The organism is Bacteroides sp. 3_1_23 (assembly GCF_000162555.1).
GTDB lineage: Bacteria > Bacteroidota > Bacteroidia > Bacteroidales > Bacteroidaceae > Bacteroides > Bacteroides ovatus.
Map to the genome: position 1 here is coordinate 94,952 of NZ_GG774949.1, position 9,563 is coordinate 104,514.

Sequence of the window (9,563 nt, forward strand, 5' to 3'; positions counted from 1 at the left end):
TTATTCCTCACCTGATTCAAACTATAAATGCAAGTTCCGTTTTTATAAATGAAAGTTTCATTTATAAAAACGGAACTTGCATTTATATAATCAAAGCTTTCATTTATAGATTGCAAACAGCCAAAAGAAACTTCTCTATTAGACGAAAGAAACTTTGCATAGGGAAGAAAGGAACTTTTCTATTAATAGCCAATGTAAGAGACAGTACATAAGAAGGTCCAACAAAGAGAAGATGATATATTTGGAGAGTCCAATAATAAAACATACCTTTACTCGCCTTTTAAATAAAGAGACATAAACAAAAACACATCTATCATGAAACTTACTTTGATGCGGGACAACGGAGAAACGACAACCATGCGAACGTTGGACATAAACATACAAATAGAAACGATGAAGCATGAAACGAAAGCCCAGCCAGTCAGCAACCTACGCACGAGCATCCGTTACGCATCACCGGACAGCAAACTGGACGACGTCAAGAAATTGGTCAAAGTTGTCCCGGCTGCCACTTTTCGTAAAACAGTCAATGGTATACAAATGACCGGATATAACGGCATTATACAAATAGAAGTGAATCATCTCGCCAACCGGATGGAAGTAAACCGGGTGAAGCAGGAAGCGGCCGAACTTTCACATACATTCGCAGCCTTTATGGGTTCCGGAGGACATTCCGTGAAAATATGGATACGATTCACACGTCCCGACAAGTCACTTCCTCAAAAACGGGAAGAAGCGGAAATATTTCAGGCAAATGCCTACAGAAAAGCGGTCAGTCTATACCAGCCCGCCCTTTCCTATGCTATCGAACTGAAGAATCCTGCCCTGGAACAGTTCTGCCGACAGACTTATGACCCGGAACTTTATTACAACCCTGAATCTACCGTGATTTATATGCGGCAGCCATTGGAAATGCCTTCGGAAACAACTTACAAGGAAGCTGTGCAAACAGAAGCATCTCCATTCAAACGGTTGATTCCGGGATATGACAGTTTCGACACATTATCCGCTCTCTTCGAAGCTGCTTTATACAAGACATATCAATCACTAAGCGAATTACAGCCAAGAATCCATATTCATTCCGATGAAGACCTGAAACCTTTGCTGGTTCAGGTAGCGAAGAACTGTTTTCAGGCAGGAATACCGGAAGAAGAGACGATCCGTTGGTCTACCGCTCATTTCTATACAAAGAACAAAGAATTCCTGATCCGGCAAACCATACAGAATGTATATACGTGCGAAAAAGGTTTCGGAAAGAAATCTCCCTTATCAGCAGAACAGGAACTGGAATTTCGGACGGAAGAATTCATGCAACGCCGATATGAATTTCGCTACAATACGATGACGACAGTTACGGAATACCGCGAACGAAACACGTTTTGTTTCTGTTTCCGCCCCATCAGTAACCGCATACGGAACAGCATCGCAATGAACGCACGCCTGGAAGGGCTTAACCTATGGGACAGAGACGTCGTCCGGTATCTGGACTCCGACCGTATCCCTATTTTTAATCCTATTGAAGATTTCCTTTTCGGGTTGGACATCCGTTGGGACGGGCGTGACCGGATTCGGGAACTGGCAACCCGGGTTCCTTGCAACAATACCCACTGGCCTGACTTGTTTTACCGCTGGTTTCTGAATATGGTAGCCCACTGGCGTCAGACAGACCGGAAATACGCCAATTGTACTGTACCGTTACTGGTCGGTCCACAGGCATACCGAAAATCCACTTTTTGCCGAAGTCTGCTTCCACCTGAATTACAGGCTTATTATACCGACCGCATTGATTTCAGCAATAAGCGGGATGCCGAACTGTCTCTAAATAGGTTCGCACTCATCAATATGGATGAATTTGACCAGAACCGAGTGAGCCAGCAGGCATTTCTGAAACATATTCTTCAAAAACCGGTTGTCAACGTCCGACGTCCGCATGGCACCGCTACTCAAGAGATGCGCCGATACGCATCTTTCATTGGGACAAGCAATCACAAGGACCTACTGACTGATACTTCCGGCAGCCGACGCTATATCGTAATTAATGTGACCGGCCCCATCGATTGCTCCCCCATCGATTATGAGCAGCTTTATACACAAGCCATGCACGACTTATATAGAGGAGAACGATATTGGTTCAACACGGAAGATGAAAATGTCATGACGGAGAATAATCAAGAATTTCAAGTCATGCCGGTTGCTGAGCAGTTGTTTCACGAATATTTCCGGGGAGCAAAAGAAGGAGAAGAATGCGAGCAACTCCTTGCCATTGAAATACTGCAACAACTACAACATGACAGCAAGATTCATGTATCTATCTGCAGTATTGTCCAGTTCGGAAGAATATTACAAAAGAACAAAATACCTTCTTTGCATACGAAACGCGGTAATTTCTACAAAGTAATACGAATCAAGCCGGGAAGAGGATAAGTTTGCAATAAAAAATATCCAGTGAAAGATGACAGATCAGTGACAGATCATTTTACATCTATCACCAACGTACAACTACCATAGACAGGGAGTTTCAGCAGAAGGTGAAAGATTGAAAGATAAAAGCATGAAAAAAAACTTTAGTGGAGGGAGTATAAATATAAGACGAAACATCGTCTAACAAATTTTCGTTCTACTCAAATTGAAAAAATAGACTCATTTAAATGGAGCCTGCATTCAACTTTAGTAGAACGAAAATGGTCATGTAGATTAAATAAATTATTTATGAAAGAACCAAAAATAAGTATAGCGTCATAACAGATTATCTTTTACGATTCTCCGTTTGACAGGTTTAGATTAAACGAATAGTACTTATTTTGCTTTTTTCTTTTTCTTCGCGTTATCCTTCTTACGCATATCCTGGTATTTCTTATATTGTTCATCGGTCAGAATGCTTTTTATTTTAGCATCTATTTCCTGCCTTTTCTTTTGCATTTCTTCCCGCGTAGGTCTTTCATTCGATTTATTTTTCGCAGGTCTCATTTCTTTCATTGCAGCTTTGAAATCTTTGGCCTGCTTTTCATTCAAGCCCAGATCGGCAACAATCTGTTCCATACGTTTCTCTCTATCAGCCTTTCCATTCTGACGATTTTGAGCCATACATACAGTTGAGCCAATCAATAACGCAACTGCTAAACTTAAAATTTGCTTTCTCATCATTTTAATTCTCATATTAAATAAGTTATGTATGTTAGACCTCACAAATGGGTGAAAGTTAATTCGATAATGAGGCTAAAAACTGTTTTTTCACATTATTTATCAAAGGGCAGCTAGTATCACATCGAAAAACGAATAAACATTTTCTTATCCGGTAAAAAAACAGCAGCATCCAGTTTATCGGTTTAGAAATATTATTTCTATATTTGCAGGAAACAGATCAAAAGCTTGACATACCCTTATGCAAACCTATTACAAAACCGATTAATAATTAAAACGATGAGAACACTTTTCTTTATTCTGCCATTTATCTTTATCACTACAGGATGTATTAAACAGAATACAGAAAAAGGTGATATTTTGACAACAGAGGATATAGCCAAATTTGACAGTTTATTTAATGCCTGGGAAAAAGAAATACACAACAATCCCAAAGCACAATTAAGTTCAAGTACCCGTGCTTACACCATTTTACCCCAATTCAAAGAGCTAAAAGCTATGGGTAAGAAAATTATCCCATGTATCATAGAACAGTTTGAAAAGGACAATAATACTTTTTTTGCTTTACCTCTTTATGACGAATTACAAGATAATGACAGCCTAAAATCTCACAGAGAAACAAGCGAACAAGATAAAGTGAGCGAGATTGTGCAGAAATTCAGAGAACAGGAAAAAAGAAAGATGTGGGAAGAAGCTAATAGATACAAGACGTCTATAACCGACACTACTTTCCTGAAGACAAGAGGGACGATGTCGTATGCTGCAATAGATTTATTCACGGGACGAGGTTTCAATAAAGATTACGCATTTAATCAGGTTGTCTATTTGAAAGCCTTACAAAGAGCCCAGAAACATCTGTCTGTCGTAAATGGTCAGTTGGCATGCGACTTAAAGTCAGGTACAGAAATATATATTTCCGAAGATTTATACCTATTTATCACCGGCCTTTTTAAGGATTGGAATACGTGGCTGGAATCGGGAAAATATGAGATAATAAAAGACGAACAAGGGCTTTATACAGTGTTACCTAAGAAAACCAACCAATCATCGCAAACGAACTCCGTCATATTGCGACCTATTCCCCGTGACATTCCGACTGGAGAGAACATAAGTCCCGCTTCGCTTTCTATAGAAACAGAACACGACCATTATCCGCTATCAACTACAGAAGTAAAAATAACCATCACCAACCACTCCCACGATGAATACGAGTGCGGAGAAAAGTACAGCCTTGCTTACTATAACAAAAGTAAACGGCAATGGGAAACATTGCCGACCGACCCTGTTGTTAATGATATACTGTGGATTTTCCCACCGGAGCACCCCAGTCACCAACAGACAATTAAACTCTATACATCAGAATCCCCCAACCATCCAGGGAAATACCGTATCTACAAATCATTCAACAGAGGCACCAAAGTGGCTTATGGAGAATTTGAATTACTACCTTAATGTGAATTTCCAACAACAAGCACACTCCGGATCAGTAACATTCGGATAACAGCTAATCATTTCAGTAACAATTCTTTCGTCTATGACGCGTGCAAATCCATCATGCTCGGTAAAACCAGGCGACGCACAAGGATGAAACGGCATGCCTTTATTCTTTCGGGCAGTCTGCACCCTGCACTCATTGATACGATATATAAGAGAATCTCCTTCCTTGAAAAGGCTTACCGAAGGATTCGACAATGCAGAAAATCTGATCGCTAATGCTTTCTCCAGTCCTTCGAGTCCTGCCTGTTCAGGAAGTTCCAGAAATTTCTTGATTCTCCGGGCTTCCGTACGGGTGAATTTTCTCCATGCATTTTCATCGTGCAACATAGCTTCATCCATACCGTTCTTTCCTTCTACGGATTGAAACCATACTCCATCAAGTGCATAGATGTTTCTTGCGTATATTCTGACCAGTTCCTTTAGTTCATCTTTTGATAATAAATCCAGTTTATCAATCATCATTTCTTAATATTACATTTTACCTTATTTTTTATCCCGCTTTGATTTTATATTGATCCGAATTTCGGTATGACCAACAATTTACGAGGAGTAGAAAAGAAAAACGGAGAGAGTATTTCTACTTTCTCCGCTTCAGTACCCAGACCCGGGGTCGAACCGGGATGGAAGTGAATCCACTGGTGTTTGAGACCAGCGCGTCTACCGATTCCGCCATCTGGGCGCATACTTGATTTCTCAATTGCGGTGCAAAGATACGACATTATTTTGATTCCACAATAGTTTGGCAAAAAAAAGGAGAAAAAAATAATAAAACATATCTTAAACACTTCTCTATTCAGAGAATAAACCGTACATTAGCAGAAACTTTAAAATAGAGTCACTATCATGACAAACCAGGATAATTATTGCGTGATTATGGGTGGCGGCATTGGAAGCCGCTTCTGGCCGTTTAGCCGCAAAACATTGCCCAAACAATTCTTAGATTTCTTCGGAACGGGCCGTTCACTTTTACAACAGACTTTCGACCGGTTCCAAAAGGTTATCCCAACAGAAAATATTTTCATCGTTACCAATGCAATGTATGCGGACTTAGTGAAGGAACAATTACCTGAAGTGAGCGAAAACCAAATTCTGCTGGAACCTGCAAGACGAAATACTGCTCCATGTATAGCATGGGCTTCTTACCATATCCGGGCACTGAATCCAAATGCCAATATCGTAGTTGCGCCTTCAGACCATTTAATATTAAAAGAGGATGAGTTTCTTGCCGCTATCGAAAAAGGACTTGATTTTGTTTCACGCTCTGAAAAGCTACTGACATTAGGTATTAAACCCAATCGTCCGGAAACAGGATATGGATATATACAAATAGATGAACCCGCAGGAGGAAACTTCTATAAAGTAAAAACATTCACTGAAAAACCTGAATTAGAATTAGCTAAAGTATTCGTAGAAAGCGGAGAATTTTACTGGAATTCCGGCCTGTTTATGTGGAATGTAAATACAATCATCAAAGCAAGTGAAGACTTGTTGCCTGAATTAGCTTCCAAACTGGCACCGGGAAAAGATATTTATGCCACCGATAAGGAAAAAGCATTTATTGAAGAAAATTTCCCCGCATGTCCTAATGTATCCATCGACTTCGGTATTATGGAAAAAGCGGATAACGTGTATGTATCGTTAGGAGATTTTGGCTGGTCTGACCTTGGAACCTGGGGATCACTTTATGACTTATCGGAAAGAGACCCGGAAGGCAATGTTACTCTGAAATGCCATTCGCTTATTTATAATAGTAAAGATAATATGGTAGTACTTCCCAAAGGAAAACTGGCCGTAATCGATGGATTGGAAGGATTTCTAATAGCAGAATCCGACAATGTTCTTTTAATCTGCCGCAAAGATGAAGAACATGCCATCCGTAAATATGTGAATGACGCCCAAATGCAACTGGGTGACGATTTCATTTAGCAGCGTATAATACATAGCTGCTACAACAAAAGCCGGATAAGACAATAATATAAATAATGAACGGTGAACTCTCTGCAAACAATCATGCAGTTCGTTCACCGTTCATCGTTTATTATATCGAAAAACTTTGTGTGTCCTTAAACAATCACAGACCTTAGATAATTTCTATTCCCTGCTCTTTACAAAGCTGTAATCCCAGATCCTTCAATCTGAACTTCTGAATCTTTCCACTACCTGTCATCGGGAATTCATTCACAAAGAAGATATATTTCGGAATCTTATAACGGGATATCTTATTTCTACAAAAATCACGAACATCAGCTTCCTGCATTTTCACACCTTCCTGCAAGATAATAAATGCTCCGACCGCCTCACCGTATTTCTTAGAAGGAATACCTGCCACCTGAACATCTTTCACTCCATCAAGTTTATAAAGAAACTCCTCTATTTCGCGCGGATAAATATTCTCGCCACCCCGGATTATCATATCTTTGATACGTCCGGTAATCCGGTAATTTCCATCTTCATCCTTGATACCTAAATCACCGGAATGCAAGAAATTGTTTTCATCAAGCACTTCTGCTGTTGCTTCCGGATTTTTATAATATCCTTTCATGGTGTTATATCCACGGTTGCACATCTCACCTTGTACGCCAACCGGACATTCTTCACCAGTTTCCGGGTCGATCACTTTTACTTCCGTAAATTCAAAATCACGTCCTACCGTATTACAACGTACATCAAACGGATCATCAATACGAGAAGCTGTCATACCCGGTGCAGTCTCTGTCAGTCCATACACACTGGTCACCTTCATATACATTTTCTCCTCCACTTGCTTCATCAGTTCAACAGGACATAGAGAACCTGCCATAATACCTGTACGAAGACAAGACATATCAAAGAGATCAAACATCGGATGATGCAACTCGGCAATAAACATAGTCGGTACGCCATAAAGAGCCGTGCAACGTTCTTTATGAATGGAAGCCAATACAATCAGCGGATCGAAACGTTCCACCATTACTTGCGTACAACCATGAGTCAGACAGTTCATGGTGGCCAACACCACTCCGAAACAATGGAATAACGGAACACAGCAGCAAAGTTTATCATCCGCCGTGAACTTCATGTGTTCACCAGTCAGAAATCCATTATTGGCAATATTATAATGTGTCAGCATTACTCCCTTCGGAAAACCGGTAGTTCCCGATGTATATTGCATATTCACCACATCGTGACAATCCACCTTGCTTTTGAGTTCGCTCAAACAGTCGTCTTCCACATTATTTCCCAATAACAGAATCTCCGCTGTATTATACATACCACGATGTTTCTCCTGTCCTACATACACTACATTTCTCATGTACGGAAAACGTTCACTCTTCAAATGTCCGCGTTCACAGGTTTTCAATTCGGGAAGCATTGTATAGGTCATCTGCACAAAGTCACTGTCCTTCTCGCCATTCACGATACAAAGCGTATGCATATCCGAGTTCTGGCAAAGATACTCCAACTCCGATTGTTTATAGTTCGTATTTACAGTAACATATACCGCACCGATCTTCGCACAAGCATACAACAATGTCAACCAATCGGGAACATTAGCCGCCCAGATACCCACATGGGTACCACGTTCCACCCCAATGGCGATAAGCCCTTTCGCCATATCATCCACACGACGGTTCAACTGACTCCAGGTAAAACGGAGATTGCGGTCGGAATAAACGATATATTCCTTATCGGGAGTCTCTTCAGCCCAGTGCTCGAGCCACTGCCCCAAAGTACGATCAAATAATTGCATGTAATTATACTTAAGTCTTGGTTCCTATTATTTCATTAAATTGGCGTGTAAACTACTGCCAGGATTTTTGCAGCCTGCCCCTCGTAAGCATGTACATGATGAGGAACAATGGAATCATAATAAATGCTATCACCCTCTTCCAGCAAATAGGTACTCTTGCCGTAGCTGATTTCCATGATACCTTCCATAACCATGATAAATTCTTCCCCTTCATGAGAAGAAAGCACGAAGTCGGTATCTTCCGTTGGCATCACATCAATAATAAACGGCTCCATGTGACGATCCGCCTTTGACTTGGACAACGAGTGATATTCCATGTGTTTGCGAGAATGAATCGCGTTATTGGAGAAACTAATCGCATCTTTGGCTTCTTTCTTACGACAAACCACCGGTCCTACTTCATCCTGATCGTCAAGGAAAGTCCCCAGACGTACTCCCAATACACGCGCAATTTTAATTAGCGGTGCAAGAGAAGGTATATCAATGTTATTCTCAATACGTTCAACCTGTTCGATAGCCAAACCCGAACGTTGTGCCAACTCTTCTATGCTTATTGATTTATCTTCGCGGAGGGCTTTAATTTTTTCGCCAACAATCTTACTTGTATCCATTTTGAAAGCATTTTAGTTATCAAAGGTGATAAATTATAATAATTAAGCTGCAAAAATAGCAAAATCTTTAGATGAACACAATTATAACCGAAGAAAATACGACTATCAGGAAGAAAAAGAAGAAACTAAAAAAAGCCGCTCCTCTATAAATGAGGAACGGCTTTAAATCTTTTCGCGACAAGTAGATTACTTACGCAAACCGAGCTCTTTAACAATAGCACGATATCTTTCGATATCTCTTGCTTTCAGGTAATCAAGTAAGCGACGACGCTTACCTACCAACATTGTTAACGCTCTTTCAGTACTATAATCTTTTCTGTTGAGCTTCATGTGCTCAGTCAGGTGAGAAATACGGTAGGAAAACAATGCCACTTGGGCCTCAGCTGAGCCGGTGTCAGTGTTAGACTTTCCGTACTTTCCGAAGATTTCTTGCTTTTTAGCAGCGTCTAAATACATAATTCTTAGAATTTTAATTGATAAATTATTCTTTTGAGCGTGCAAAGATAGGCATTATCTTTATATCACACAACGATTTACAAGAAAAAATTGCTATCATTGCGCATATTTCTAATCCTATTTTCGTA

Annotated in this window: 8 protein-coding genes and 1 tRNA gene; 3 read left to right on the plus strand and 6 right to left on the minus strand. The window is 40.3% G+C overall.

Annotated elements, in window-relative coordinates; genetic code table 11:
* Positions 1-315 precede the first annotated feature (315 nt).
* On the plus strand, positions 316-2,424 hold the full coding sequence (locus tag HMPREF9010_RS23420; protein WP_008646360.1) for a BT4734/BF3469 family protein: 2,109 nt from the start codon (positions 316-318) through the stop codon (positions 2,422-2,424).
* 372 nt (positions 2,425-2,796) lie between these two features.
* Here HMPREF9010_RS23420 and HMPREF9010_RS23415 read toward each other — a convergent pair whose 3' ends face one another.
* Positions 2,797-3,141: a hypothetical protein gene (locus HMPREF9010_RS23415; RefSeq protein ID WP_008015740.1), complete on the minus strand. Its 345-nt coding sequence runs from the start codon at positions 3,139-3,141 to the stop codon at positions 2,797-2,799.
* A gap of 279 nt (positions 3,142-3,420) precedes the next feature.
* Here HMPREF9010_RS23415 and HMPREF9010_RS23410 point away from each other — a divergent pair, with 279 nt between their 5' ends.
* Entirely contained in the window at positions 3,421-4,593 is a 1,173-nt protein-coding gene (locus HMPREF9010_RS23410; protein WP_008646361.1) for an immunoglobulin-like domain-containing protein, read from the plus strand.
* Here HMPREF9010_RS23410 and HMPREF9010_RS23405 read toward each other — a convergent pair.
* Both HMPREF9010_RS23405 and HMPREF9010_RS23400 read right to left on the minus strand, forming a co-directional pair.
* Positions 4,585-5,100 (minus strand): DUF6125 family protein, encoded by a 516-nt coding sequence (locus HMPREF9010_RS23405; protein ID WP_198139047.1) that lies wholly within the window; start codon positions 5,098-5,100, stop codon positions 4,585-4,587. The genes HMPREF9010_RS23410 and HMPREF9010_RS23405 overlap by 9 nt on opposite strands.
* Before the next feature lie 133 nt (positions 5,101-5,233).
* Positions 5,234-5,317, minus strand: a tRNA-Leu gene (locus HMPREF9010_RS23400).
* Positions 5,318-5,481: 164 nt separating this feature from the next.
* Between HMPREF9010_RS23400 and HMPREF9010_RS23395 the strand changes: the two genes are divergently transcribed.
* A complete protein-coding gene (locus HMPREF9010_RS23395) occupies positions 5,482-6,564 on the plus strand; it encodes a mannose-1-phosphate guanylyltransferase (RefSeq protein WP_004296398.1) in 1,083 nt (360 codons plus the stop codon).
* 154 nt (positions 6,565-6,718) lie between these two features.
* Here the strand turns inward: HMPREF9010_RS23395 and HMPREF9010_RS23390 are convergent, their stop codons facing one another.
* The 3 genes from HMPREF9010_RS23390 to rpsO form a co-directional block, all read right to left on the minus strand.
* Entirely contained in the window at positions 6,719-8,368 is a 1,650-nt protein-coding gene (locus HMPREF9010_RS23390) for an AMP-binding protein (protein WP_004296397.1), read from the minus strand.
* A 35-nt stretch (positions 8,369-8,403) separates the two neighbouring features.
* Entirely contained in the window at positions 8,404-8,979 is a 576-nt protein-coding gene (locus tag HMPREF9010_RS23385) for a helix-turn-helix domain-containing protein (RefSeq protein ID WP_008646368.1), read from the minus strand.
* A 186-nt stretch (positions 8,980-9,165) separates the two neighbouring features.
* Positions 9,166-9,435, minus strand: a complete 270-nt coding sequence (gene rpsO / locus HMPREF9010_RS23380) for a 30S ribosomal protein S15 (RefSeq protein WP_004296393.1) — start codon at positions 9,433-9,435, stop codon at positions 9,166-9,168.
* Positions 9,436-9,563 lie beyond the last annotated feature (128 nt).

What these genes read in the sequence shown, in the direction of transcription:
- HMPREF9010_RS23420 (WP_008646360.1), top strand. Translation starts at nt 316, where the DNA reads ATGAAACTTACTTTGATGCGGGACAACGGAGAAACGACAACCATGCGA.
- HMPREF9010_RS23415 (WP_008015740.1), bottom strand. Translation starts at nt 3,141, where the DNA reads ATGAGAAAGCAAATTTTAAGTTTAGCAGTTGCGTTATTGATTGGCTCA.
- HMPREF9010_RS23410 (WP_008646361.1), top strand. Translation starts at nt 3,421, where the DNA reads ATGAGAACACTTTTCTTTATTCTGCCATTTATCTTTATCACTACAGGA.
- HMPREF9010_RS23405 (WP_198139047.1), bottom strand. Translation starts at nt 5,100, where the DNA reads ATGATGATTGATAAACTGGATTTATTATCAAAAGATGAACTAAAGGAA.
- HMPREF9010_RS23395 (WP_004296398.1), top strand. Translation starts at nt 5,482, where the DNA reads ATGACAAACCAGGATAATTATTGCGTGATTATGGGTGGCGGCATTGGA.
- HMPREF9010_RS23390 (WP_004296397.1), bottom strand. Translation starts at nt 8,368, where the DNA reads ATGCAATTATTTGATCGTACTTTGGGGCAGTGGCTCGAGCACTGGGCT.
- HMPREF9010_RS23385 (WP_008646368.1), bottom strand. Translation starts at nt 8,979, where the DNA reads ATGGATACAAGTAAGATTGTTGGCGAAAAAATTAAAGCCCTCCGCGAA.
- rpsO (WP_004296393.1), bottom strand. Translation starts at nt 9,435, where the DNA reads ATGTATTTAGACGCTGCTAAAAAGCAAGAAATCTTCGGAAAGTACGGA.